This is a genomic window from Microbacterium sp. NPDC056569, assembly GCF_042793475.1.
GTDB lineage: Bacteria > Actinomycetota > Actinomycetes > Actinomycetales > Microbacteriaceae > Microbacterium.
On the sequence record NZ_JBHTUV010000018.1, the window covers coordinates 50241 to 73914 of the forward strand.

The following is a 23674-nucleotide window of genomic DNA, read 5'->3' on the forward strand; positions in this document are numbered from 1 at the left end:
TCCCTTCATGTCGGCCCGAAGGCCTTCAGCGTCGGGCGGGTGAGCCCGGGCGGCATTCGTGCCGCCAGGCGTCACATTAGTGAACCTGGGAGAACGCTGGGAAGAGGGTGGGCGTCGCATTCCCCGAGAATTTCGCCGCATGGCCGCCTGTGTCGGAAAGAGACCCGGCGACGGCGCACGGGCCTTCGCTACCGTGGGGCCATGGGGCTCGATCCGCGGACGTGGTTCTCGCGCAAGACGCTGCGCAAAGACGCGGTCGCGGGAGTGATCCTCGGCGTCGAGGCGGTGCCCGACGGCCTCGCCGCCGGGCTGCTGGCCGGGGTCAATCCGCTCGCGGGACTCTACGGGTACCTCTTCGGCATGGTGGGGGCGGCGGTGCTCACCAGCAGCGCGTTCATGGCTGTGCAGGCGACGAGCGCGATGGCGCTCGTCGTCTCGGACGCGGGGCTCGACACGCTCCCCGATCCCGATCGCGGACTCTTCACGCTGGCGATCCTCACGGGCATCATCATGGTGATCGCCGGCCTCCTGCGCGGCGGGCGCCTGATCAGCTTCGTGCCCACGCCGGTCATGACGGGATTCGTCACCGCGATCGGGGTCAACATCATCCTCGGCCAGCTGTCGAACTTCACCGGCTACCAGGCGCAGGGTGCCAACCGTCTGCTGAAGACCATCGATGTGCTCGTCCACGTCGGGCAGTGGAACATCCCGTCCCTCGTCGTCGGCACCATCGCGGTCCTCATCATCGTGGTTCTCCTCCCGACCCGGGTGGGGAGCATGGGGCTCGTCATCGCCGTCGTGGTGGGCTCGGCGTGCGCGGTGCTGCTGAACCTGTGGGTGCCGAACTCCGTCGTGCTGCTGCGCGACATCGTGGACGTGCCCCGGGGTCTGCCGGCGCCGGTGCTGCCCAGCATCTCCGACGTGCCGACGCTGCTCATCCCCGCTCTGTCGCTGACCTTCATCGGCCTCGTGCAGGGTGCCGCCGTGTCGGCCGGCATCCCGACCGCCGACGGGAAGCGCGCCGACGCGAACCGCGACTTCATGGGGCAGGGCCTCGGCAACGTCGTGTCGGGGCTGTTCCAGGGCATGCCGGTCGGCGGGTCGATGTCGGGGTCCTCGCTGATCGTCCAGGCGGGCGCGAAGACGCGCCTCTCGCTCTTCGTCGCCGGCGCGGTCATGGCGGTCGTGGTCTTCGTCGCCGCCGACGTCGTCGCGTTCGTGGCGATGCCCGCGCTCGCGGGGCTTCTCATCGTCGTGGGGTGGCGTGCCATCAAGCCCAGTCGCGTCTACTCCGTCATCAAGTCCGGCCTGCTGCCGACGACGATCATGGCCGTCACGTTCGGCCTCACCCTGATCATCCCGCTGCAGTTCGCCGTGCTGGTGGGCGTCGGGCTCGGCATCATCCTCTACGTCGCCGAGCAGTCCAACCGCGTGCGCGTGCGGGCCGTCGTGATCGCCGACGACGGGCGCATGCGGGAGGTCGATCCGCCGGCGGTGGTCCCGCCGGGGGAGGTGCTGGTGCTGCAGCCGTACGGCAGCCTCTTCTTCGCCAGCGCGCCGGTGTTCGACCGCCAGCTGCCCGAGGTCAGCCGCGAATCGAGCGGGTCGGTCGTCATCGTGCGCCTGCGTGGCACCGATGAGATCGGTCTCTCGCACGTCGAGGTGCTGCGCCGGTTCGCGGCCGAGCTGCGCGACGCCGACTCGACGCTCAAGATCGTCGCGACCGAGGATCGCGTCATCTCCCAGCTCGAGGCCGGCGGGCTCACCGCCGACATCGGCGTCGAGAACGTGTACCGCGGCACCGAGTGGGTCGGCGAGGCTCTGCGGCGCGCCTATGCCGACGCCCGCGTGGAGGTCGAGCGCTAGCGTCGCGTTGCTCGTCGAGCGGACCGCTGATAAACTTGAGCCACGACGACTCAACTTTGACGAAGAGTTGAGATCCACAGATTTCAGGAGACACATGAACGCCACGCAACAGCCCGGACAGGAGGACGCGCAGAGCGCCCTCGAGCAGTTCGGGATCAACCTCACCGACCGTGCCCGCCAGGGCAAGCTCGACCCCGTCATCGGGCGGGACAGCGAGATCCGCCGCGTCAGCCAGGTGCTGACGCGCCGCACCAAGAACAACCCCGTCCTCATCGGCGAGCCCGGCGTCGGCAAGACCGCCGTCGTCGAGGGCCTCGCCCAGCGCATCGTCGCGGGCGACGTCGCCGAGTCGCTCAAGAACAAGGAGCTCGTCACCCTCGACATCTCCGCCCTCGTCGCCGGTGCGATGTACCGCGGCCAGTTCGAGGAGCGGCTCAAGAGCGTCCTCAAGGAGATCACCGAGTCCGACGGGCGCATCATCACGTTCATCGACGAGCTGCACGTGCTCATGGGCGCCGGAGGCGGCGAGGGGTCGGTGGCGGCATCCAACATGCTCAAGCCCATGCTCGCGCGCGGCGAGCTCCGCCTCATCGGCGCGACCACGCTCAACGAGTACCGCGAGTTCATCGAGAAGGATGCTGCGCTCGAGCGTCGCTTCCAGCAGGTCTACGTCGGCGAGCCCAGCGTCGAGGACACCGTCGCGATCCTGCGCGGACTCAAGGGCCGGTACGAGGCCCACCACGGCGTGACCATCAACGACGGCGCGCTCGTGGCGGCAGCATCCCTCTCCAATCGCTACATCCCCAGCCGCCAGCTGCCCGACAAGGCCATCGACCTGATCGACGAGGCGATGAGCCGGCTCAAGATGGAGATCGACTCGAGCCCGCTCGAGATCGATCAGCTGCGTCGACAGCTCGACCGCATGCGGCTCGAGGAGCTCGCGCTCAAGAAGGAGAAGGACGCCGCATCGAAGGAGCGGCTCACCGTCCTGCGCGAGCACATGGGCGAGGCGGAGTCCGAGCTCCAGGTTCTCGAGCAGCGCTGGCAGCGCGAGCGCGCGGGTCTGAACCGCGTCGGCGAGCTCAAGAAGCAGCTCGACCAGGCGATCATCGACCGCGACCGCGCCCTGCGCGAGGCGGACTACACGCGCGCGTCGAAGCTCGAATACGAGACGATCAAGCGCCTCGAGGTGGAGATCGCGCAGGCCGAGCAGGCCGAGGCCGCGTCCACCGAAGAGCGCATGGTCAACGAGCAGGTGACCGACGAGGACATCGCGGCCGTCATCGCCGCCTGGACGGGCATCCCCGTCGGCCGGCTGCTGCAGGGCGAGACCGAGAAGCTGCTGCACCTCGAGGCTGAGCTCGGCAAGCGGCTGATCGGGCAGAAGGAGGCCGTGAAGGCGGTATCGGATGCTGTGCGCCGCTCTCGTGCGGGCATCAGCGACCCGGGTCGCCCGACGGGTTCCTTCCTCTTCCTCGGCCCGACCGGTGTCGGCAAGACCGAGCTCGCCAAGGCGCTCGCCGAGTTCCTCTTCGACGACGAGCACGCCATGGTGCGCATCGACATGTCGGAGTACGGCGAGAAGCACTCGGTCTCGCGCCTGGTGGGCGCCCCTCCGGGATACATCGGGTACGAGCAGGGTGGCCAGCTCACCGAGGCCGTGCGTCGACGCCCGTACTCGGTGGTCCTGCTCGACGAGGTCGAGAAGGCACACCCCGAGGTGTTCGACGTGCTGCTGCAGGTCATGGACGACGGACGCCTCACCGACGGCCAGGGCCGCACGGTCGACTTCACGAACGTGATCCTGATCCTCACGTCGAACCTGGGCTCGCCGATCCTCATCGACCCGACCCTGTCGACCGAGCAGAAGCGGGACGCCGTGATGGCGATCGTGCGCCAGGCGTTCAAGCCGGAGTTCCTCAACCGCCTCGACGACATCGTGATGTTCGCGGCGCTCAGCGAGGACGACCTCGCGCAGATCGTCGAGCTCGCCGTCGACGCGCTGCAGCGCCGCCTCAAGGACCGCCGCCTCACCCTCGCCGTGACCCCGGACGCCCGCGCCTGGCTCGCCGAGCGCGGCTACGACCCCGTGTTCGGCGCGCGGCCGCTGCGCCGGCTCATCCAGTCCGAGATCCAGGACCGCCTCGCGATGGCGCTGCTCTCGGGCGGCGTCCGCGACGGCGACGTCGTGCGGGTCGACGTCGCGGCCGACGGCTCGCAGCTCGTGCTCACGAGCGACGGCCCCGCGGCACCCGAGCCGGCGGCCGAGGACGACGACGTGATCGAGGCTGAGCTCCTCGACGACTGACGCCGGAAGGGGCGCCGACGATACGGTCGGGGCATGCGATTCGCACGCTCCGGCCGTTTCGTGTACGTCGCGCAGTGGGTCGCAGCGATCGGTCTGCCGCTCTTCGTCTTCTTCGGACGCGTCGAGATCGGTGCCCAGCCGGGCTGGCTCGTGATCCTCGGCCCCGCCTACGCCGCGGTCGCGATCGCGGTATCGCTCATCCCACCGCTGCTCACGCGGTTCGATGGCGAGGGCCGGCGCCTGCGGGCGACTCGACTCGGCTATGACGTGGCCGCGATCATCCTGTGGTCGGCGTCCGTGATCGGTGCCCTCACCTTGACGGACGCCGGTGACAGCCCCGAGCCGCTCCGATCCGCGCTCATGTCGTGGACGGCGGTCTCGGCGGGGACATCGTCGACGGTCTTCACCACGAGTGCAGCGATCATCGTCCTCGCCTACCTCGCCACGCTGGTCCTCGCGATCACGGGCATCGTACGCGGCCGCTCCGGGAAGAGCGCTGCGCCTGCGCCCACGCCGCCCGCGGCCTAGCGTGCCCGTCCTCCGGCGTGCGGCGCGTGCCGTGCGTTCGGGGCGCAACCCGCACACGCCGAATGCACGCGGGTGCCGAACCCCGCATCACGGCGGCGAGATGACGGATGCCTCGCTCCGCGGCGGCGGGGCGAGACATCCGTTTCTCGTATCGAGGCCGGTCAGTCGTTCACGAGCACCGAGTCGACGGCGGGGCGGCGCACGCGCGGGGCGTTCTCGCGGGACTGCAGCTCCTCCGACGCCAGGCGGATGTCGCCGAGCTCGCCGATCGCCATGACGGTGACCGGGGTGAAGTCGGCGCTGAGACCGAAGCCGGCGGCGATGGCGTCGCGGTCGAAACCGCCCATCTGATGGGTCGACAGGCCGTTCGCGTGAGCCTGCACGGTGAAGTGCGCAGCGACCTGGCCGGTGTCGTACTGGGCCCAGCGCATGGGCTCGCCGTCGCGGGTGGTCTCGGCGACGAACACGACGAGCGCGGCGGCGTCGCCCGCCCACGCGCTGTTGAACCCGGCGAGCGAGCCGAGAACGGTCCCGTGCGCGGCCGAGCCGCGGCGGGCGACGATGACGCGCCACGCCTGGGTGTTGGCGGCCGTCGGCGTCCAGCGGGCGGCCTCGAGCGCGCTCGCGAGGGCGGCCTCGTCGATGACCGACTCGCGGTCGAAGATGCGGGTGCTCCAGCGCTCGGCGAGCACATCGATGATCGGCGCGTCCGTCTCGGCGGTACGGGCGGTGAGAGTGGACATGGGCTGCTCCTCTGGGGTCGAGCGGTTTCTGCCGGGACCCCATCGGCCCAGATCCATGCAACGACATGGACCTGGGAACATTCCCTCGATGACCTCCCGTGTCGCCGGCCGGCCCGTGAGAGCATCGACCCGTGCGCACCGTCCGGGCTCTGTGGGGCTCATCGCATCCGGGGCCGACGCTCGTCGTGACCGCGCTCGCGCTCGCCCTGGGCGTCGCGACCGGGCTCGAGGCGTGGCGGCTCGCGCTCTTGACCGCGTCGGTCTTCGCGGGGCAGCTGTCTGTCGGCATCTCGAACGACGCCCTGGACGCGGAACGCGACCGCGCGGTCGCGCGCACCGACAAGCCGATCGCCCGCGGGGACGTGTCGGTGCGCGTCGCGTGGGGCGCGGCGCTCGGCCTGCTGCTGCTCGCGCTGGTGCTGTCGGCGCCGTTGGGCTGGCGGATGCTGGCGGCCCACGCGCTCGCCCTCGGCTCAGCGTGGGCCTACAACGCGGGCCTGAAGTCCACGCCGTGGTCGATCGTGCCGTTCCTCGTGAGCTTCGGGATCTTCCCGTCGCTCGCCACACTCTCGGCGCCCGATCCGGCGTTCGCAGCGGGGTGGGCCTGGATCGCCGGTGCCTCGCTCGGCGCCGCCGTGCACCTCACCAACGTGCTGCCCGACCTCGACGACGACGCCCGCACCGGCGTCCGCGGGCTTCCGCACCGACTGGGTCCGCGGGTGGCGGCGATCGTCGCGGCGCTCGCGGTCGTGGGCGGTGCGGTCGCCGTGCTGATCGGCGCGGCCGGCGGTGACCTCCGGGCGGTGTCGCCCGTGTCGTGGGTGTTCTTCGGGGCCGTGGTCGCGGTGGCGGCGGTGACCGCGTGGCGGGCGATCGCGAGACCGCCGACGCGCGCGCTGTTCCGGCTCGTGATGCTGGCAGCCCTGCTCCTGGCGGCCCAGCTCGTGGCGTCGGGCAGCGCGTTCGTCGGGTGAGGGTGTGCGACGGCCGGTCAGGCGTCGACGTCGAAGCCCATCGAGTAGGCGCGGGCGAACACCCGGGCCGACGGGCCGGCGAGCATCGCGCGGACGGCCGCGCGCCGGAGCGCGTCGCCCCGGCCGCTCGGCCGGCCGAGTGCGGTGTTCACGCTCGCGAGGGCGGCCGCGCGCCGCGCCGACTGGACGCGACGTGCCTCCCACCGCAGCAGCCCGAGATCGGGGGCCCTGCCGGTGCGCGCCCACGAGGCCAGGAGCGGTGCGAGCGTGACCGCGTCGAGCAGGCCGAGGTTCATGCCCTGGCCGCCGATCGGGCTGACTTCGTGCGCGGTGTCTCCGATCGCGAACACGCGGCCGTTGCGCAGCCGGGGCGCGACGACGCGGCGCACGCCGAACGACGTCGCCGTCGACACCGCGTCGGCGGCGGCCCCTTCCCCGCGACGTGCGAGCGCGTCGCGCAGCCGCTGGGCGCGGTCCTCGGGCTCGTCGCTCGCGCCCGGCGCGTCCCACGCGACGTACCGGCGGCGGCCGCCCGGCAGCGGGAAGGACTCGAGAACGCCGTCGGGATCTAGGTGGATCACCGCGAGCTCGGCGTCGGCGTCGGCGTCGGCGGCAGCATCCGTCATCAGATACCGGTCGCGATACTCGCGCGCCGGCACTGCGCCCGGCCGGTAGAGCAACTCGCGCGCCGCTCCTCCGCCCGCGACGACGACGATTCGGCTCTCGGACTCGACGGGACGGCCGAGGATCCCCGCCCGTACGACCACCGAATCCCGGCGCGGGATCACGGCGAGCACGTAGGCGCCCCGCAGCGGCGCGGGGGCTGTGGCGCCGAGCACGGACTCGGTGCTCGCCTGCGGGAGTGTCGCCACGAACGGGAAGCGCGCCGACAGCACGTCGAAGTGCACGGTCCCCAGCAGGCGGCCTCGCGACCGGGCTTCGCCGCGACGCACGCGGGCTGCCTCGCCGAGCAGGCGGTCGGTGAGGCCCGAGGGTTCGAGAGCAGCAAGGACGGGGGAGTGGATGCCGATGGCCCGGGTGCCGTCGCCGACAGCGGGTCGCCGCTCGAGGAGCTCGACGTCGACGCCGCGGCGGGCGAGCTCGCCGGCCAGGAGCATGCCGACCGGCCCGGCGCCGACGACGGTGACGTCACGCACGGCCGCGCCCGACGGCGAGGATGCGGAAGGGCACCGGCATCCGCACCGTCCATGCGCCCGGACGACTGCCTGCGAGCGCGGCAGCGAGCTCGGCGCGCGTGTAACTGCGGCGGATCGAGCGGAGGCCATCAGTGCGGAGGAACGTCCCCCGCTGGAAGGGCGTGATGCCTACGGCATAGAGCCCGTACGCCACGCGCGAGCGGGCGATGTCGCTGTGCAGGACGATGCCGCGCGAGAGCGCCAGCGACTCCTCGGCGAACTCGGGGAGATCATCGCCGAGGTGATGGAGCACGTGGTTCGACAGCACCGCGTCGTACGTGCGTCCCTCGGCGACGAGGGTGGCGGCATCGGCTTCCCGGAAGCTCGCCCCGGCGATCGGCGGGCGCGCCAGCGCGACCTCGAGCGCGCGAGGGTCGGGATCGATGCCGGTCCAGGTCACGTCGAGCCCGTCGCGACGGGCCGCCGCGGCGAGGCGGGCGACGAGGTCTCCGCCCCCGGCGCCGATGTCGAGGATCTGCGCCGGCCGCCCCAACGCGGTCAGGTGCGGGCGCAGCAGCGTGCGGTACACGACGCCCCAGCCCGACACGAGGCGGTTGACCGTCCCGAAGCGCACCAGCGTGGCACGCAGCAGATCCGGGTCGCAGGCCGGATCGTCCATGAGCTCGGCGAGCCGGTCGTCGCGGACGGCGAGGCTCATGCCGGTGCGGCCCTCATGCGGAGGCCGCCAGGGCGAGCCCGACGTCGTCGGCGGTCGTCACCGCCGGGCGGCGGCGCGTCATGAGCGCCGACTCGACGGTGAGACCCGGGCCGAAGGCCAGGCCGGCGACGCGCGCGCCGTCGGGGACCTCGTCGTCCCGCAGCAGCGACGCGAGGATGAACAGGATCGTCGCGCTCGACATGTTGCCGAAGTCGCGCAGCACGGCGCGCGACGCCGCGAGGGCATCGGGCGGGAGGTCGAGACCCGCCTCGACGCGGTCGAGCACGCTGCGCCCGCCCGGATGCACCGCCCAGACCTCCGGAGGGGCGTCGTCGCCCAGGAAACGCCCCACTGCGCCCTGGATCTCGCGGCCGATGATGCGCGGCACCTCGGCCGAGAGGATCATCTCGAACCCGTTGTCGCCGATCGTCCACACCATGTCGGTCTCGCCCTCGTCGGTGAGGGCGGTGCCGAACCTGTCGAGGTCGAGTCCGCCGGCGCGCCCGGCGGACGGGTCGGCCGTGACGACCGCAGCGGCCGCGCCGTCGGCGAAGACGGATGCCGCGACGATCTGCTGCGGATCGTTCGAGGGCCGCAGGTGCAGCGTGCACAGCTCGGTGCACACGACCAGCACGACGGCGTCGGGCCTCGTGGCCGCCAGGGCGGAGGCGACCCGCAGGGCCGGCAGCGCCGCGGCGCACCCGATGAAGCCGAGGTGGCACCGCTCGACGGTCGGGCTCAGGCCGAGGTCGCGCACGAGGCGGTAGTCCGGTCCGGGCGCGAACAGGCCCGTGCACGAGACGGTCACCACGTGGGTCACCGCGGAGGGGTCGATCCCGGCGTCGGCCAGGGCGCTGCGCGCCGCGGCGGCCGTGAGCTCGGGCGCCGCAGCGATGAATCGGTCGTTGCGCGGGCCGGTCGTGGGGGAGAGGAGCCGCCCCTCGGCATCCACGAAGGCGGCGGGGCCGGCCGCCGCGCCGGATGCGAACTCGGTGAGCACGGTGTGCCGCTGCGCGATCGCCGACGCGTCGAAGACCGCCTGGATGCGGCGCCGGGCGAGACGGTCAGCCCCTTCCTGCGCAGCGAAGATGTCGCGCGCGACCTCCTGCGCGATGCGGGTGGGCGGAACAGCTGTGCCGATCGAGACGATGCGGGCCGTCATGGAGCAACCTAAGCATGCTCATGCCCTGGAGGGCACGACCTTGCCGGAATCCGGGACGTCGGGTACCGCCCGTTGGCGCCGGCCCCGGTTCGTCGAGCCGAGGCGTTTTCGTCGAGACCGAGGACCTCGCCTCCCTGGGGCTCGGCGAGAAACCCCTGTCTCGAGGACGGGGTGACGAGGCGACGGATGCTGCGACCCCGGAGAACGCGGATGCCCCGGCCCGTACCCTGCACGGCGGGCCGGGGCATCCGAGATCCGGAGCGTCAGCGACCTGGGTCCGGAGCCTCCGCATCAGCGTGCTCGGCGTGCGCGTCCGGCAGATCGCGCATGCCCCAGAACGGGCCGATGACGACGAACAGGCCCGCAAGGAGCTCGCCGATCGCGGCGATCCACAGTGTCGGAACGGTGCCGATCCACGTCCCCAGTGCCCCCGCGAGGAGTGCTCCGAGCGGCATGACCCCCCACACGACGAAGCGGATCGAGGCGTTCATCCGACCGAGGAGGCGCGGCGGTGTGATGCGCTGGCGGAACGTCACCTGGGTGATGTTGTACAGCAGGATCGTGAAGCTCATGATGAACCCCTGCACCACCAGCAGCGGGAAAGCGAGCGCCGGCACGAGGGAGATCGCCGGGAGGAAGAGCGGTGCGACGCTGAACGCGATCGCGCTGATGGGGATCGCGCGGGCTTCGCCGAGCTTCGCCATGATCCGCGGCGTCACCACGGCGCCGACGAGGCCGCCGATCGCCGACAGCGAGAACACGATGCCGAACATCTGAGGGCTCAGGCCCAGCTCACGCAGGACGAAGATCGGCACGAGGGTCTGCGCGATCGTCCCGAAGAAGTTCGCCGCTCCCGTCGTGCCGACGATGCGGCGCAGGAGCGGATTGCCGAACACCCAGCGCAGGCCCTCGCCGATCTCGTGGACGAGGGGCTTGCGATCCTCCGGCGGACGGGGCTTCTCGTGGTCGCGCGTGAAGAGCAGGGCGATGAAGGAGGCCACGTAGGTGCCGACCGTCGCGAAGATCGCGAACGGAGCCGTGAGCACGCCGATGAGCCAGCCGCCGATGCCGGGACCGGCGATGTTGGCGAGCTCGTAGGTCGACTGCAGCTTGCCGTTCGCCTCGCCGATCTGGTCGGTGCGCACGAGCGACGGGATGATGCTCTGATACGACACGTCGAAGAACACGGTCGCGACGCCCATGATCAGCGCGACGACGATCATGTGCCAGATCTCCAGGGCGCCGAGCAACGCGAGGACGGGGAGCGTCGCGAGCGCGACCGCCCGGATCGCGTCCGCCCAGATCATGACGCGGCGCTTGCGCATGCGGTCGATCCACGCCCCGGCGGGAAGGCCCACCACGAGGAAGGCCGCGACCTGTGCCGCGTTGAGGAGCCCGACCTCCCACTCGGTCGCGTTCAGCATCAGCACCGCGAGCACGGGGATGGCGAGCTCCGTGATCTGCGCGCCGAACTGGCTGAGCGCCTGCCCGCTCCACAGCGTCAGGAAGTTGCGGTCCCGCCACAGCGAGCCGTTCGGAGCGGGCGCCGGAGCGGGCCTCGTCGCGGCGGCCTGATCGGCCTCGACCGCTTCGTCGACCCGCGAACCCGGGACGGACGACTCGGCGCGCGCTTCCGCGAGGATGGCGTCGTCGACGTCCTCGGCCATCGTCGGCTCGTCTGATTGGGACATGTCAATCAGTGTGAGCTACTGATTGAGATCTGTCAATCACTCCGATACCATTGCCGCATGGCGGGCGAATCCGAGGAGCGGATCGAACTTCGCCGGGGGGATCCCGAGGCGGAGGCGCGCATGCGCGCCCTCAGCTCCCCGCTCCGCCTGCGGGTGCTGCGGCTGTGCGCCTTCGAGTCGCGGACCAACAAGGAGCTCGCCCACCTCCTGGGCGTCAACCCCGGCACGATGCTGCACCACGTCCGCACGCTCGTGCAGACCGGCTACCTCGCCGCCGAGGCCGAGCGCACCGGCGCGCAGGGCGCGCGCGAGGTGCCGTATCGCGCGACCGGCCTGTCGTGGCGCACCTCCATGCCGGGAGGCTCGCCGGTGCTCATCGAGACGTTCCTGCAGCAGATCGAGGGCGTCGACCCCGAGGACCTCGACGCGACATGGATGGGGCTGAAGCTCACCCCCGAGCACCTGGACGAGTTCCGGCAGCGTCTCTACGAGCTCGTCAACGAGTTCAAGGAGCGCGGCCCCGATCCCGACGGCGAGACGTACTCGTTCTTCAGCACGCTCCACCCCGACGAGAACCCGCCCGCTCAGGCCTGACGTCCGTTCTTGCGGTTCGCAGAAGGGCGCGAGAACTTCTCCGGATCACGGATGCTGCGGCCCGCAGCATCCGTCATAGCGTGAGTCCATGACCACCGCGACGGCCGACCTCTACGACGAACGCGGCGACGAGCTCGACTCGCTCGCGCTGCAGCTGCACGACTTCGGAGGGCGCGTCGCGTTCGACGGGCCGATCCGCACGGTGCGGTGCCATCGCGACAACGCGCTGGTGAAGGCGGTGCTCGCCACTGCGGGGGGCGGCGCCGTGCTCGTGATCGACGGCGGCGGATCGCTCGAGTCCGCGCTGGTCGGCGACCTCATTGCGGCGTCCGCGGTCGAGAACGGCTGGGCCGGGATCATCGTGCACGGCGCGATCCGCGACCGCGTGGCGATCGGCGGTCTCGATCTCGGCGTCAAGGCGCTCGGCTCGAACCCGCGCAAGAGCGCCAAGGACGGCGTCGGCGAGGTCGACGTGCCGGTCGTCATCGCCGGTGTCGTGTTCACGCCCGGGGCGCACGTCTGGGCCGACGCCGACGGGGTGCTCGTCGAGCGGTGACGGGGCCGCGCGCGGGGGTGGTGCGCGCGGCGCGGCCCGCTCGTAGGGTGGGGCTGATGTCCTCCACCGACGGGACGCCCGCCCGCCACCTCGCCCGGGCCATAGAGATCGCGACCGAGAACGTCCGCAACGCGGGCGGTCCCTTCGGCGCGGTCGTGGTGTCGGCGGACGGGCAGGTCTTCGAGGGCACGAACCGCGTCACCGCCGACCTCGACCCGTCGGCGCACGCCGAGGTCGTCGCCATCCGGCGGGCGTGCCAGGGACTGGGCACCTTCGACCTCACCGGCGCGACGCTCTACACCAGTTGCGAGCCGTGCCCGATGTGCCTGGGCACCGCGCTCTGGGCCCGGGTCGAGCGCGTCTACTTCGCCGCCGACCGCGAGGACGCGGCGGCTGCGGGCTTCGACGACGCCGTCTTCTACCGCTACTTCGACGGCCACCCCGAACACCGCGACATCATGCCCGTGGAGTCGATCGATCTCGCCCCCGAGCACCGCATCGCGCCCTTCACCGAGTGGGGTCAGACCTCGACCCGCATCGAGTACTGACACGCCGGCGCCGGCGCCAATGCCATCGGCGGCCCGGTGCCCCCGCCCGTCGCGACGAGACCTCACAACAGCACCGGAACGGCGCAGGGTTCGGTGCTATTGCGCGGTCTCGTCGTGCCCCGCCACGGGGGCGGCCGCTTCGATCAGCTGCAGCAGCTGGGCCGACACGCTCACCGCGATCGTCGCGGGCTGCTTGCCGGGGATGTCGGGCAGGCCGATGGGCGTCGTCACCCTGGCCACAGCGGCCTCGTCGTGGCCGGCCACGTGCAGCCGCCCACGGAAGCGCGCCCACTTCGACCGCGAGCCGATCAGCCCGATCGAGGCGACGCCCTCCGTGCGGAGCGCCTGATCGACGATCGCGAGGTCCTCCGCGTGGTCGTGGGTCATCACGAGAACGTGCGTGCCCGCCGGCACCGACGCCAGCACCGCCTCGGGCACCGGGGCATGGTGCACGTGCACCCGTGCCACCGCATCCGCCAGCGGCCCCGGCGCGCCGTCCACCCCCAGTCGGGTCGAGGCCAGCATCGCCTCGCGGGAGTCGACGAGGTGCAGGTCGAGGTGCTGGCGCGCGAGGATCCGCGCGACCTCGAGCCCCACATGCCCCATCCCGAACACCGCGACCGACGGCACGACCCGCAGCGGCTCCAGCATGACCGTCACCTCTCCTCCGCAGCATTGCACCCCGTACTCCGTGGTCTCCCTGTCGCTCAGGGTGAGCGTGAGCAGCTCCGGCTCCGCGGTCCCCGACGCGAGCATCTCGCGGGCGCGCGCGACGGCGGTGGCCTCGAGGTTGCCGCCGCCGATCGTCTCGAAGACCTCGCCTGGCGAGACGACCATCTTCGCGCCGCCGTTGCGCGGCGCGTGGCCGCGGACCATGGCGAGCGTCACGATCACCGCGGGCGTGCGGGCGTCGCGCAGCTCGCGCACCGCGTCGAGCCAGTCCATGGCCGGGCCTCAGCGGCCCGCCGTGAGCAGGTCGGGCTCCGCCGACCCGGGTTCTGCGGTCGGACCCGCAGCGGCGGCATCCACCCCGTCGGGTGACACGGATGCTGCGCCCGCACCTCCCGCGCCGCGCGCGGCCTCGATCGCCCAGAACACCGCCTCCGGGGTCGCGGGCGACGAGAGCTCCACCGAACGACCACCCGGCCCGAACGCGCCGACTGCCTGCCGCAGCGCCTCGCGCACGCTGAACGCGAGCAGCAGCGGCGGCTCACCGACCGCCTTCGAGCCGTACACGGCGCCGTCCTCGCGGGCGTCGTCGAACAGCGCGACGTGGAACTCCTCGGGCATCTCGGAGAAGCTCGGCAGCTTGTACGTGCTCGCCGACGGGGTCTGCAGGCGCCCGCGGGTCGGTCCGTCGCCGGTGTCCCAGCGCAGCTCCTCGAGCGTGAGCCAGCCGGTGCCCTGCACGAATCCGCCCTCGATCTGGCCGATGTCCAGGAGCGGCGACAGCGAGTCGCCCACGTCGTGCACGATGTCGACGCGGCGAAGGCGCGAGGCGCCGGTGAAACCGTCGACCTCGACCTCGGCGGCGGCGCAGCCGTACGCGAAGTACTTGAAGGGCGACCCCTGCTGACGGTCGGCATCCCAGTGCAGTCCCTCGGTGCGGTAATAGCCCGCGGCGAACAGCTGCACCCGCTGCAGGTACGCGGCTCCGACGACCTCGGCGAACGTCAGCCGCCCGCCGCCGCCGAGCGGCACGACGTACCCGTCCGAGAACCGCACGTCGCGCGCGTCGACGCCGAGCAGCCGCCCGGCGACCGCGGCCAGCCGGCCGCGGATCTCCTCGCAGGCGAGCTTGACGGCCCCGCCGTTGAGGTCGGCGCTCGACGAGGCGGCGGTGGCCGAGGTGTTGGGCACCTTGTCGGTGCGGGTCGGGGCGACACGCACCGACTCCGGCCGCACACCGAGCGCGGTCGCGGCGACCTGCAGCATCTTGGTGTGCAGGCCCTGGCCCATCTCGGTGCCGCCGTGGTTGATGAGCACCGAGCCGTCCTTGTAGACGAGCACGAGCGCACCGGCCTGGTTGAACGACGTGAAGGTGAACGAGATGCCGAACTTCACGGGCGTCATCGCAAGACCGCGCTTGCGGTCGGCGTGCGCGGCGTTGAACCGCTCCACCTCGCGCAGCCGGGCGTCGAGATCGGACTCGCTGCGCAGCCGGTTCCAGATCGCCGGCAGGCGCTCGGCGTCCTTCACGAGCTGCCCGTAGTGCGTGGTCTGGCCCGGCCGGTAGAAGTTCCTCTCCCGCAGCTCGAGCGGATCGATCCCGAGCAGGGGCGCCGCGCGACCCAGGATGTCTTCGATGAGGAACGCGCCCTGCGGGCCGCCGAAGCCGCGGAACGCCGTGTTCGATTGCTTGTGCGTCTGCGCGACGCGCCCGTGCACCCGCACATTCGGGATCCAGTAGGCGTTGTCGACGTGGCAGAGCGCGCGGCCGAGCACGGGCTCGGAGAGGTCCAGGCTCCAGCCGCCGTCCGCCGTGAGGGTCGCGTCGAGCGCCTGCAGGTGACCGTCGGCGTCGAAGCCGGCGCGCCACGTCAGGTGGAACGGGTGGCGCTTGCCCGACATCGTGATGTCCTGCGTGCGGTTGAGCCGCAGGCGCACCGGACGCCCGGTGAGCTTCGCGCCCAGCGCTGCGATCGCCGCGAACCCGTGCGGCTGCATCTCCTTGCCGCCGAAGCCGCCGCCCATCCGCAGGCACTCGACGGTGACCTCGCTCGACGCGATGCCGAGCACGTGCGCCACGATCTCCTGCGTCTCGGACGGGTGCTGCGTCGAGCACTCCACGAAGTAGCGCCCGTCGGGGTCGCGCACCGCGAACGAGGCGTGGGTCTCGAGCGAGAAGTGCTCCTGCCCGCCGACCGTGCTCTCGCCCTCGAACACGAACGCGGAGGACGCGAGAGCGGATGCCGCGTCCCCGCGCGCGATCGTGCGCGCCACACCCTGGAACGAGCCGGCATCGATCGCCTCCTCCACGGTGATCAGCGACGGCAGCGGGTCGTACGACACCGTGACGGCAGCAGCGCCTCGGCGCGCAGCATCCGGTGTCTCTCCCAGCACCCACACCAGCGCATGCCCGAAGAACATCGCCTCACTCGGGAAGAGGGGCTCGTCGTGCTTGACCCCTGCGTCGTTGAGCCCCGGCACGTCGTCGGCGGTCAGCACCAGGGCGACACCGGGCACGTCGTAGGCGGGCGCCACGTCGACGGTGACGCGCGCGTGCGCGCACGTGGACTGCACCGGCCACGCGGTCAGCACGCCGTGGGCGCGGGCGGCGAGGTCGTCGGTGTACACGGCGGCGCCCGACACATGCAGCGCCGCGCTCTCGTGCACCGCCGGACGGCCGACGACGGGGTTCTCGGGGCGATCGGCGAGCGTGCTCATGCCGTCGCCTCCTCCCTGCCGCGAGCCGCGGCGAACAGCGCCGGCAGCGCGGTGCCGAGCATGCGCGAACGGTACGCGGCGCTCGCGCGATGGTCGTCGAGCGGCGTCCCCTCCTGCTGCAGGACGACGGATGCTGCCGCCACCGTCACCGCGTTCCACGGGCGTCCCTCGAGGGCTCGCTCGGTCGCGTACGCGCGGAGGGGCGTCGCGGCGACGCCGCCGAGGCCGATGCGCGCCGTGGTCACGACGCCGCCGTCGATGTCGAGGGCGAACGCGACCGCCACTGACGAGATGTCGTCGAACCGCCGCTTCGCGACCTTGTGGAAGGCCGTGACGGAGGCCGTGGGCAGCGGGATCCGGAGGGTCCGGATGAGCTCGTCCCGGCGCCTGACCGACGTGCGGTACCCCGTGAAATAGTCGGCGAGGTCGACCTCGCGCTCGCGGGCGTCGGCCGAGACGAGCACGACGCTCGCTCCGAGCGCGAGGAGCGCGGGCGCCGCGTCGCCGATGGGGGAGGCGGTGCCGAGGTTGCCGCCGAGGGTCGCGCGGTTGCGGATGAGACGCGACGCGAACCGGGGGAGCAGCTGCGCGAGCAGCGGCACGCGCGGGCCGACCGAGCGCTCGATCTCGGACAGCGGCACCGCACCGCCGATCTCGAGCCGATCGTCGGAGAAGTCGACGCCGCGGAGCTCGTCGAGGCGATCGATCGCGACGATGAGCGGAGCACGGGCCGCGCGCAGGTTGACGTCGACGCCCCAGTCCGTGCTGCCCGCCACCGCCAGCGCGTCCGGTTCGTCGTGCAGCAGCTGCAGCGCGTCTTCCAGCGTCTCGGGCCTCACGAAGCGTCCGTCGTCCGCGCGCACGTCGATGGCGACGGCCGCCGGCGCCGGCTCGCTGAGCCGCTCACGCAGCGGATCATCGGGCTGCGGCATCCCGAGCGCGAAGGCCGCATCGCGGATGGGCCGGTAGCCGGTGCAGCGGCACAGGTTCCCGCCGATCGCATGCAGGTCGAACCCGTTCGGCCCGTGCTCGCCGTCGGCGGCGCCCGCGGCACGGTCGGCGCGGTAGAACTCCGCGGCCATCGCACACGCGAAGCCGGGCGTGCAGTAGCCGCACTGCGAGCCGCCGGCGGCCGCGAGCCGCTGCTGCACCGGGTGCAGCTCGTCGGGCGGACCCAGCCCTTCGGAGGTCACGACCTCCTGCCCCGCGAGCGCGTGCACCGGCACCAGGCACGCGTTGACGGGCGTCCACACCGTGCCGCCGTCGGGGCCCGCCGTGGCCACCAGCACCGCGCACGCGCCGCACTCTCCCTCGGCGCAGCCCTCCTTCGCACCGGTCAGCCCGAGGGCGCGCAGCCAGTCCAGCGCGGTGGCGTGCGCGACCGCGCCGGCGAGCGGGACGACCCGCCCGTTGACTGTCACAGCGCTGTCTCGGTTCGTGCGGATGCCCGGAGTCTACGCCGCGCCCTCAGCACTGCAAGGTGCGGCGCGACCCCTCTGGACACGCCCTTTCGGCAAGAGGATCGTGGGCGGCGGCACACACACTGGGAGGCTGCCATGTTCACACCCGATCGGCCGTTCTCGAGCTTCGCCGTACCCGACATCGGCGCCGCCGCGGCCTTCTATCGCGACACGCTGGGGCTCGACGTCACCGTCTACGAGGAGATGGGCGGAGGCTTCACCATCGCCCTCCCGGGCGGCGGCAGCATCTTCGTCTACCCGAAGGAGGACCACGAGCCGGCCGTGTTCACGATCCTCAACTTCAGCGTGCCCGACGTCGAGGCCGCGGTCGACGACCTCAACAGGCGGGGCGTCGTGACGAAGATCTACACCGACCCCGACTACGGCACCGACGAGAAGGGCATCTCGCGCGGTTTCGAAGGCGGACCCGACATCGCGTGGTTCAAGGACCCCGCGGGCAACGTGATCGCCGTCGGCCGCATGGAGCCGCAGATGATGGGCGACGGCTGACGCCGGGGAGAACGGATGCCGCGGCCCGCGGCATCCGTTCCGTCAGGGCAGCGCCGGCCACCCCTCCGGGCCGAGCGACCCGGCCGGGTACTCCTCGAGGGGGACCTCGCCGGCACGCCAGGCGGCGAGCACCGGATCGACGATGCGCCACGACTCCTCTGCCGCGTCGCCGCGCACCGAGAGGATCGCGTCGGCGTCGAGGATGCCCGAGAGCACCTCGCCGTAGGCCTTGAGCGCGCCCTCGCCGAGGTCGGCGCCGATCGTGGCGCGCTCGAGCTCGAATGGGTCGTCACCTCCGTTGACGTTGAGTTCGAGGTCCATGTGGTCGGGACCGAGCGAGAAGCGCAGCACGGACCCGGGGGCGGGTCCGGTCAGTCCGGTCGGCACATGGTTGACGGGGCGGAACGTCACGACGACCTCGCCCTTCTTCCGGGGGAGAGCCTTGCCCGACCGCAGGCGGAACGGCACGCCCGCCCATCGGTCGGTGACGACCTCGCACACGAGCTCGGCGAGTGTCTCGGTGTCGCGGGTCGGGTCGACCCCCTGCTCGTCGACGTAGGCGGGAAGCGAGCGGTCGCCCACCGTCCCCGCGGTGTAGCGGGCACGTCGTGATGCCCGCGCCGGGTCGTCGCCCCACACGCGCGTGGCGCGCAGCACGGCGGAGGTCGCGTCGCGGAAATCGCGCTCGTGCAGGGTGGCGGGAGGCTCCATCGCGAGGATCGCCATCACCTGCAGCAGGTGACTCTGGATCATGTCGGCCAGAGCGCCGGCCTTGTCGTAGTAGCCGGCGCGCCCCTCGAGGCCGAGGCTCTCGTCGTACCGGATGACCACCGACTCGATGTCCTGCGCGCGCCACACCGGGGCGAAGACCCGGTTCGCGAACCGCACGCCCAGCAGGTTCAGCGTCGTCGAGCGACCGAGGAAATGGTCGATGCGGAACACCTGCTCCTCCGGCACGAGGCGTTCGAGGGTGGCATTGAGCTCGCGGGCGCTGGTCTGGTCGACGCCGAACGGCTTCTCGAGCGCGAGCACGGTGCCCTCGGGGATCGCGACATCCGCGAGCGCTTCGCACGCGGCCTTGGCGACCGCCGGCGGCACCGCGAAGTACAGGGCGAGGCGGCCGTCGGGCTCGGCGAGCAGGCGCTCGAGGTCGCCGGGATCGGTGATGTCGGCGCGCTCGTAGGTCGTGTCGGCGACCGCCTCGAACGCCGCGCCGAACCCGCCCGCCTCGAACGAGTGCCGCACGGTCTCGCGCCAGCGTGCGTCGTCCCAGTCCTCCATGCCCGCCCCGCGCAGCCGCACCCGGCGGTGGGGTTCGAGCGTGAGCAGCTGGCCCAGCGCGGGCAGCAGCAGCCGCGAGGCGAGGTCGCCCGTGGCACCCAGGATCAGAAGCGTGGTCTGCGCCGACATGGCCCCACGGTATCCGCGGCCGCCTGCGTACGGGAGGGCCTGGCGGCGGCGTCCGTCCTGTGCACATGGCGGAGGGATGGTGGTCGCGGCGACCGTTGTCAAGGCCGAGTCGTTCCGCCGGATACACACCTACGCTCGCGGGAGGTGGAGGACGACGACCAGGAGGATCGCACGATCGTGAAGGCAGCTGAGCACCATCTGGTCGGCCCGGTCCCGGGGGCTGCGATGCTCGCGGGTGACGTGCGCGGGGGTGGGTCGCTGATCGCGCCGGGCGTCGCGCGGGATGACGCCATCCAGCGAGCGCTCGCGGACGCCGCCGGTATCGAGGGGTTCGGTCGCGACATCCCCTCCACCATCGCCTGGTGCGTCGGAGTCGGCCGCCGTGCCCCGCGGGCCGGGGCCGGCGACACGGCGGCGCTGTGGGACCTGCTGGCAGCGACCGCCTTCCGCGACGTCGCCGCGGCCCGCGTGCTCGAACCGCACCTCGATGCCCTCGGCATCCTTCAGCAGGCGGGCGCCGGCCTCGACGCCGGCACGTCGCAGATCTCGAGGATCGGCGCGGACGAGGACTCGTCGTGGGGAGTGTTCGCCGCGGAGGGACCGGGAATGCGCGTCGACGCGCACGAATCCGACTCCGGCTGGGTGCTCACCGGCACCAAGCCGTGGTGCTCGCTCGCGACGCACCTGTCTCACGCCCTGGTGACGGCGTTCGTCGGCGACGCGCGGCGGCTGTTCGCGGTCGCGCTGCGCGGACCGGGGATCCGCCCGCACGACGGGCCGTGGGTGGCGCGAGGCCTGCCCGACATCGTCAGCGCCCCCGTCGACTTCGACGGTGCCCCGGCCGTGCCGATCGGGGACGTCGGGTGGTACCTCACCCGCCCCGGCTTCGCGTGGGGCGCCATGTCGGTGGCCGCGTGCTGGTGGGGCGGTGCACTCGGGATCCGCGAGGCTCTTCGCACCGCGGCCTCGTCGGAGCGAGCCGACCAGGTGGCGCTGGTGCATCTCGGAAGAGCGGATGCCGCGCTCTGGGCGGCCCGCGCGGCGCTGCGCGAGGCCGCCGACCTGGTCGACGCCGGGGTGCCCGACCAGAAGCTGCTCGCCGAGCGCGTGCGCGGCGCGGTGGTCCACGCGGCCGGCACGGCGCTCGCCGAGGCGGACGCGGCGCTCGGCCCCGGCCCGCTCGTGTCGGACCTCGCCTACGCCCGCCGGGTCGCCGATCTGCACCTGTACCTCCGGCAGCATCACGGCCTTCGCGACGCCGCCCGTCTCGGGCGCCTCGCCGTCGAGAGCGGGGTCGGCGTCTGATGGCCGGGTTCAGCCACCTGGACGCCGGCACGCCGGAGGCGGTATGGCGCGACGAGCTCGCGCGACGCCGGCTCCGCCCCCTCGACCCCGAGTTCGACCTCCTCGTCGTGATCGCGGCTCACCCCGACGACGAGACGCTCGGGGCCGGCGGCCTGCTCCGTCGAGCCACCCGGCTGGGTGCGCGGGTCGTCGTGGTGATCGCGACGGACGGCGAGGCATCCCATCCCGGCTCTTCCACCCACGATCGGGCGACGCTCGCGCGACTGCGCCGCGACGAGGTGCGCCAGGCGGTCGCCGTTCTCGCGCCGGACGCGGACATCAGGTTCCTCGGCCTGCCGGACGGCGGCCTCGGCGGAGCCAAGGGCGAGCTGCGCGAGCGCCTCGCCGCGATCTTCGATCAGCACCGCGGCGTCGACCCGCGGCGTGCGCTGGTCGCCGTTCCCTGGGCCGATGACCGGCACCGTGATCACCGCATCGCCGCCGAGGTGGCGGCCGCGATCGCCGGCCGCCGCCTCACCCTTCTGGAGTATCCGGTGTGGGGGTGGCATTGGGGCACGCCCGACGACCTCCCGTGGGCGCGCGCGGTCGCGCTCGCGCTCACGGCGGAGGATCGTGAGGCGAAACGGGACGCCCTCGCTCTCCATGTCACGCAGATCGCGCCGCTGTCCGACCAGCCGGGCGACGAGGTGCTGCTGCACGCGGGCATGCGCGAGCACTTCGATCGCGAGGTCGAGGTCTACGTCACCCGAGCGACCGACGCCGGCGCCGAGCAGACCCTCGACGCACGGTGGTTCGACGAGTTCTACCGCCGCAACGCCGACGATCCGTGGGGATTCGAGACGCGGTGGTACGAGGAGCGCAAGCGGGCGCTGCTGATGGCGGCGCTGCCCGGCCGCGAGCTCGGGAACGTGTTCGAGATCGGCTGCGCGACGGGGTTGCTCACGAGCGAGCTGGCCGACCGGGCCAGGTCGGTGATCGCGATGGATGCCGCGACGCGCGCCGTGGCGACGGCGCGAAGCCGTCTGCGCGGAAGGAAGGAGGTGACGGTGTGTCGGGGAGGTGTCCCCGCGGACTGGCCGGAGGGGCGATTCGACACGATCGTCCTCTCGGAGGTCGGGTACTACCTCTCGCCGGCCGACCTGCGACGCACCTGCGAGTTGATCGAGGGATCCCTGGCGGACGACGGATGCCTCGTCGCCTGCCACTGGCGGCACCCCGTGGCGGAGTACCCGCAGACGGGCGACGCGGTGCACGACGCTCTTCGCGCCGTCCCCGCGTGGGAGACGCTCAGCCTGCACACCGAGCCGGACTTCGTGCTCGAGGTCTTCGCCCGTCGTCCCGCGCCGTCGGTGGCGGAGCGAGAGGGGCTCGTATGAGCCACCGGCGGGCCGATGTCGTGATCGTGGTCGTGCCCGTCCGCGACGAGGAGCAACTGCTCGAGGCGTCGCTGGCCGCCCTCGCCGCCGCGGTGGAAGCCGCGTCGCACGCCGGCTTGCGCACCGAGGTGCGCGTCGTGCTCGACAGATGCACCGATGCCTCTGCGCGGATCGCCGCGGGCTTCCCCTTCCCGACGCTCACCTCCGACGCGGGGCGGGTCGGCGTCGCCCGGGCGCTCGGCATCGCCCACGCCCTCGATGCGCTGGCCGGCACGCCGATCGACCGGATCTGGATCGCGAACACGGATGCCGACTCCCGCGTGCCGGCCGGATGGCTCACGCACTTCCGCGCGATCTCGGCGACCGCCGACGTCTGCGTGGGCACCGTGCGGCCCGACTTCGACGATCTCTCCGCGGCGCAGCGCGCGCTCTGGCTGCGGACCCATACGACCGGCGAGCCCAACGGGAACGTGCACGGCGCCAACCTGGGACTGAGCGCCCGCGCGTATCTCGCCGCAGGGGGTTTCGCGCCCCTCGGGGAGCACGAAGACGTCGATCTCGTCGCGCGGTGCCGCAGCCGCGGCGCGGTGGTCGTCGCCAGCGACGAGGCAGAGGTGCTCACGTCGGGGCGTCGAGCCGGGCGGACACCGGGCGGCTACGCGGGCTACCTGCGACAGCAGGCCGCAGACCTCGCGCTCGACGCCGCCGGCGCGGGAGAGGACTGAACCGGTCCGGCCACGATCGAGGAAACACTGGACACCCAATGTGGACACCGTATACATTGAGCGCGTGTCACACGTGGTCCTCTACGCGTCGATGTCGGTCGATGGCTTCGCCACCGGTCCCGACGACGACCTCTCGGTCTTGCACGGCTGGGCGTTCGGCGACTCGACGATGGCGATGCACCCGCAGGTGACCGCCGAGTTCTTCGCGGCGGGGGCCGTGATCTTCGGCGCCCGCACCCTGCGAGCAGGAGACGAGGCCTGGGGGGACGAGTCGATCTTCCCGATGCCGGTGTTCGTTCCCACGCACGAGCGGCGTGAGGCGGTCGTCAGGAACGGCGCGCTGTTCACGTTCGTCGACTCGGCGGAGGAGGCTCTCGAGCGAGCCGTCGCCGTGGCCGGCGGACGTGACGTGTACATCATGGGCAGCCCCCACGTCGCGCGGCAGCTGATCGCCATCGATGCCGTCGACGTCTTCGAGCTCGCCATCACCGGAGTCCTGCTCGGCGGAGGCGTCAGACTGTTCGACCAGCTGCCGCACCTGCCGCTCGCGCTCGATGCGACGCGCGTGCTGGAGTCGAAGAGGATCACGCACGTCCGATACGACGTGCTGCGGTGAACTCCCCGCTCATGGTCGGCGCACGGATGCCTCGACCCGGCGCGTGCGCCGGGTCGAGGCA

The 23674-nt window shown here is 72.3% G+C and carries 21 protein-coding genes; 12 read left to right on the plus strand and 9 right to left on the minus strand.

The genetic code is table 11. The features are described from left to right. Positions 1-201 precede the first annotated feature (201 nt). The 3 genes from ACFQ7C_RS18065 to ACFQ7C_RS18075 all read left to right on the plus strand — a co-directional run bounded on the left by ACFQ7C_RS18065 (position 202) and on the right by ACFQ7C_RS18075 (position 4702). On the plus strand, positions 202-1866 hold the full coding sequence (locus ACFQ7C_RS18065) for a SulP family inorganic anion transporter (RefSeq protein WP_378904481.1): 1665 nt from the start codon (positions 202-204) through the stop codon (positions 1864-1866). 94 nt (positions 1867-1960) lie between these two features. Continuing rightward, positions 1961-4174 carry an ATP-dependent Clp protease ATP-binding subunit gene (locus ACFQ7C_RS18070; protein WP_378904484.1) on the plus strand — a complete coding sequence of 738 codons (2214 nt, stop codon included), beginning with the start codon at positions 1961-1963 and terminating at the stop codon, positions 4172-4174. Positions 4175-4207: 33 nt separating this feature from the next. Next, on the plus strand, positions 4208-4702 hold the full coding sequence (locus ACFQ7C_RS18075) for a hypothetical protein (RefSeq protein ID WP_378904487.1): 495 nt from the start codon (positions 4208-4210) through the stop codon (positions 4700-4702). Between the two features lie 161 nt (positions 4703-4863). Here ACFQ7C_RS18075 and ACFQ7C_RS18080 read toward each other — a convergent pair whose 3' ends face one another. Further along, entirely contained in the window at positions 4864-5445 is a 582-nt protein-coding gene (locus ACFQ7C_RS18080; RefSeq protein ID WP_378904490.1) for a nitroreductase family protein, read from the minus strand. 131 nt (positions 5446-5576) lie between these two features. On the opposite strand from ACFQ7C_RS18080, the gene ACFQ7C_RS18085 reads away from it, so the two are divergent. After that, positions 5577-6419 carry a UbiA family prenyltransferase gene (locus ACFQ7C_RS18085; protein WP_378904493.1) on the plus strand — a complete coding sequence of 281 codons (843 nt, stop codon included), beginning with the start codon at positions 5577-5579 and terminating at the stop codon, positions 6417-6419. Positions 6420-6436: 17 nt separating this feature from the next. Here ACFQ7C_RS18085 and ACFQ7C_RS18090 read toward each other — a convergent pair whose 3' ends face one another. From ACFQ7C_RS18090 to ACFQ7C_RS18105, 4 genes are all read right to left on the minus strand, one after another. Then, positions 6437-7576, minus strand: a complete 1140-nt coding sequence (locus tag ACFQ7C_RS18090) for an FAD-dependent oxidoreductase (protein WP_378904496.1) — start codon at positions 7574-7576, stop codon at positions 6437-6439. Continuing rightward, positions 7569-8273 (minus strand): methyltransferase domain-containing protein, encoded by a 705-nt coding sequence (locus ACFQ7C_RS18095; protein WP_378904499.1) that lies wholly within the window; start codon positions 8271-8273, stop codon positions 7569-7571. Before ACFQ7C_RS18095 ends, ACFQ7C_RS18090 begins: the two co-directional genes overlap by 8 nt. A 13-nt stretch (positions 8274-8286) precedes the next feature. Beyond that, positions 8287-9435 carry a type III polyketide synthase gene (locus ACFQ7C_RS18100; protein ID WP_378904502.1) on the minus strand — a complete coding sequence of 383 codons (1149 nt, stop codon included), beginning with the start codon at positions 9433-9435 and terminating at the stop codon, positions 8287-8289. Between the two features lie 263 nt (positions 9436-9698). Next, the gene (locus ACFQ7C_RS18105; RefSeq protein ID WP_378904505.1) at positions 9699-11126 is read right to left on the minus strand and encodes an MFS transporter; all 1428 of its coding nucleotides are present in this window, start codon (positions 11124-11126) and stop codon (positions 9699-9701) included. 57 nt (positions 11127-11183) lie between these two features. Here ACFQ7C_RS18105 and ACFQ7C_RS18110 point away from each other — a divergent pair, with 57 nt between their 5' ends. From ACFQ7C_RS18110 to ACFQ7C_RS18120, 3 genes are all read left to right on the plus strand, one after another. Continuing rightward, positions 11184-11720, plus strand: coding sequence for an ArsR/SmtB family transcription factor (locus ACFQ7C_RS18110; RefSeq protein ID WP_378904508.1), 537 nt, complete (start codon positions 11184-11186; stop codon positions 11718-11720). An 88-nt stretch (positions 11721-11808) separates the two neighbouring features. Next, entirely contained in the window at positions 11809-12276 is a 468-nt protein-coding gene (gene rraA, locus ACFQ7C_RS18115) for a ribonuclease E activity regulator RraA (protein WP_378904511.1), read from the plus strand. A 56-nt stretch (positions 12277-12332) separates the two neighbouring features. Continuing rightward, positions 12333-12824 carry a nucleoside deaminase gene (locus ACFQ7C_RS18120; RefSeq protein ID WP_378904514.1) on the plus strand — a complete coding sequence of 164 codons (492 nt, stop codon included), beginning with the start codon at positions 12333-12335 and terminating at the stop codon, positions 12822-12824. A gap of 96 nt (positions 12825-12920) precedes the next feature. Here ACFQ7C_RS18120 and xdhC read toward each other — a convergent pair whose 3' ends face one another. Genes xdhC through ACFQ7C_RS18135 form a run of 3 tightly spaced genes read right to left on the minus strand, consistent with a single transcriptional unit; the run spans position 12921 to position 17632 of the window. Then, positions 12921-13769, minus strand: coding sequence for a xanthine dehydrogenase accessory protein XdhC (gene xdhC, locus ACFQ7C_RS18125; protein ID WP_378904517.1), 849 nt, complete (start codon positions 13767-13769; stop codon positions 12921-12923). Between the two features lie 9 nt (positions 13770-13778). Continuing rightward, positions 13779-16211: a xanthine dehydrogenase molybdopterin binding subunit gene (gene xdhB, locus ACFQ7C_RS18130; protein WP_378904520.1), complete on the minus strand. Its 2433-nt coding sequence runs from the start codon at positions 16209-16211 to the stop codon at positions 13779-13781. After that, the gene (locus tag ACFQ7C_RS18135) at positions 16208-17632 is read right to left on the minus strand and encodes a xanthine dehydrogenase small subunit (protein ID WP_378904523.1); all 1425 of its coding nucleotides are present in this window, start codon (positions 17630-17632) and stop codon (positions 16208-16210) included. Before ACFQ7C_RS18135 ends, xdhB begins: the two co-directional genes overlap by 4 nt. A 135-nt stretch (positions 17633-17767) precedes the next feature. Here ACFQ7C_RS18135 and ACFQ7C_RS18140 point away from each other — a divergent pair, with 135 nt between their 5' ends. Beyond that, positions 17768-18181, plus strand: coding sequence for a VOC family protein (locus tag ACFQ7C_RS18140; RefSeq protein WP_378904526.1), 414 nt, complete (start codon positions 17768-17770; stop codon positions 18179-18181). Between the two features lie 42 nt (positions 18182-18223). On the opposite strand, the gene ACFQ7C_RS18145 is transcribed toward ACFQ7C_RS18140, so the two are convergent. After that, entirely contained in the window at positions 18224-19591 is a 1368-nt protein-coding gene (locus tag ACFQ7C_RS18145) for a glucose-6-phosphate dehydrogenase (protein WP_378904529.1), read from the minus strand. A gap of 144 nt (positions 19592-19735) precedes the next feature. Here ACFQ7C_RS18145 and ACFQ7C_RS18150 point away from each other — a divergent pair, with 144 nt between their 5' ends. The 4 genes from ACFQ7C_RS18150 (at position 19736) to ACFQ7C_RS18165 (ending at position 23613) form a co-directional block, all read left to right on the plus strand. Next, a complete protein-coding gene (locus ACFQ7C_RS18150; RefSeq protein WP_378904532.1) occupies positions 19736-20896 on the plus strand; it encodes an acyl-CoA dehydrogenase in 1161 nt (386 codons plus the stop codon). Then, positions 20896-22272, plus strand: coding sequence for a bifunctional PIG-L family deacetylase/class I SAM-dependent methyltransferase (locus tag ACFQ7C_RS18155; protein WP_378904534.1), 1377 nt, complete (start codon positions 20896-20898; stop codon positions 22270-22272). The genes ACFQ7C_RS18150 and ACFQ7C_RS18155 overlap by 1 nt, the downstream gene beginning before the upstream one ends. After that, a complete protein-coding gene (locus tag ACFQ7C_RS18160; protein WP_378904537.1) occupies positions 22269-22997 on the plus strand; it encodes a glycosyltransferase in 729 nt (242 codons plus the stop codon). Before ACFQ7C_RS18155 ends, ACFQ7C_RS18160 begins: the two co-directional genes overlap by 4 nt. A 64-nt stretch (positions 22998-23061) precedes the next feature. Further along, positions 23062-23613 (plus strand): dihydrofolate reductase family protein, encoded by a 552-nt coding sequence (locus ACFQ7C_RS18165; RefSeq protein ID WP_378904539.1) that lies wholly within the window; start codon positions 23062-23064, stop codon positions 23611-23613. The last annotated feature ends 61 nt before the right edge of the window (positions 23614-23674 follow it).

Bases quoted from the DNA above. Each gene is read 5' to 3' on its own strand.
- ACFQ7C_RS18100 (WP_378904502.1), bottom strand. From the start codon at position 9,435: ATGACGGCCCGCATCGTCTCGATCGGCACAGCTGTTCCGCCCACCCGC.
- ACFQ7C_RS18080 (WP_378904490.1), bottom strand. From the start codon at position 5,445: ATGTCCACTCTCACCGCCCGTACCGCCGAGACGGACGCGCCGATCATC.
- ACFQ7C_RS18065 (WP_378904481.1), top strand. From the start codon at position 202: ATGGGGCTCGATCCGCGGACGTGGTTCTCGCGCAAGACGCTGCGCAAA.
- ACFQ7C_RS18075 (WP_378904487.1), top strand. From the start codon at position 4,208: ATGCGATTCGCACGCTCCGGCCGTTTCGTGTACGTCGCGCAGTGGGTC.
- ACFQ7C_RS18160 (WP_378904537.1), top strand. From the start codon at position 22,269: ATGAGCCACCGGCGGGCCGATGTCGTGATCGTGGTCGTGCCCGTCCGC.
- ACFQ7C_RS18070 (WP_378904484.1), top strand. From the start codon at position 1,961: ATGAACGCCACGCAACAGCCCGGACAGGAGGACGCGCAGAGCGCCCTC.
- ACFQ7C_RS18095 (WP_378904499.1), bottom strand. From the start codon at position 8,273: ATGAGCCTCGCCGTCCGCGACGACCGGCTCGCCGAGCTCATGGACGAT.
- ACFQ7C_RS18145 (WP_378904529.1), bottom strand. From the start codon at position 19,591: ATGTCGGCGCAGACCACGCTTCTGATCCTGGGTGCCACGGGCGACCTC.
- ACFQ7C_RS18110 (WP_378904508.1), top strand. From the start codon at position 11,184: ATGGCGGGCGAATCCGAGGAGCGGATCGAACTTCGCCGGGGGGATCCC.
- ACFQ7C_RS18105 (WP_378904505.1), bottom strand. From the start codon at position 11,126: ATGTCCCAATCAGACGAGCCGACGATGGCCGAGGACGTCGACGACGCC.
- xdhB (WP_378904520.1), bottom strand. From the start codon at position 16,211: ATGAGCACGCTCGCCGATCGCCCCGAGAACCCCGTCGTCGGCCGTCCG.
- rraA (WP_378904511.1), top strand. From the start codon at position 11,809: ATGACCACCGCGACGGCCGACCTCTACGACGAACGCGGCGACGAGCTC.
- ACFQ7C_RS18155 (WP_378904534.1), top strand. From the start codon at position 20,896: ATGGCCGGGTTCAGCCACCTGGACGCCGGCACGCCGGAGGCGGTATGG.
- ACFQ7C_RS18120 (WP_378904514.1), top strand. From the start codon at position 12,333: ATGTCCTCCACCGACGGGACGCCCGCCCGCCACCTCGCCCGGGCCATA.
- ACFQ7C_RS18140 (WP_378904526.1), top strand. From the start codon at position 17,768: ATGTTCACACCCGATCGGCCGTTCTCGAGCTTCGCCGTACCCGACATC.
- xdhC (WP_378904517.1), bottom strand. From the start codon at position 13,769: ATGGACTGGCTCGACGCGGTGCGCGAGCTGCGCGACGCCCGCACGCCC.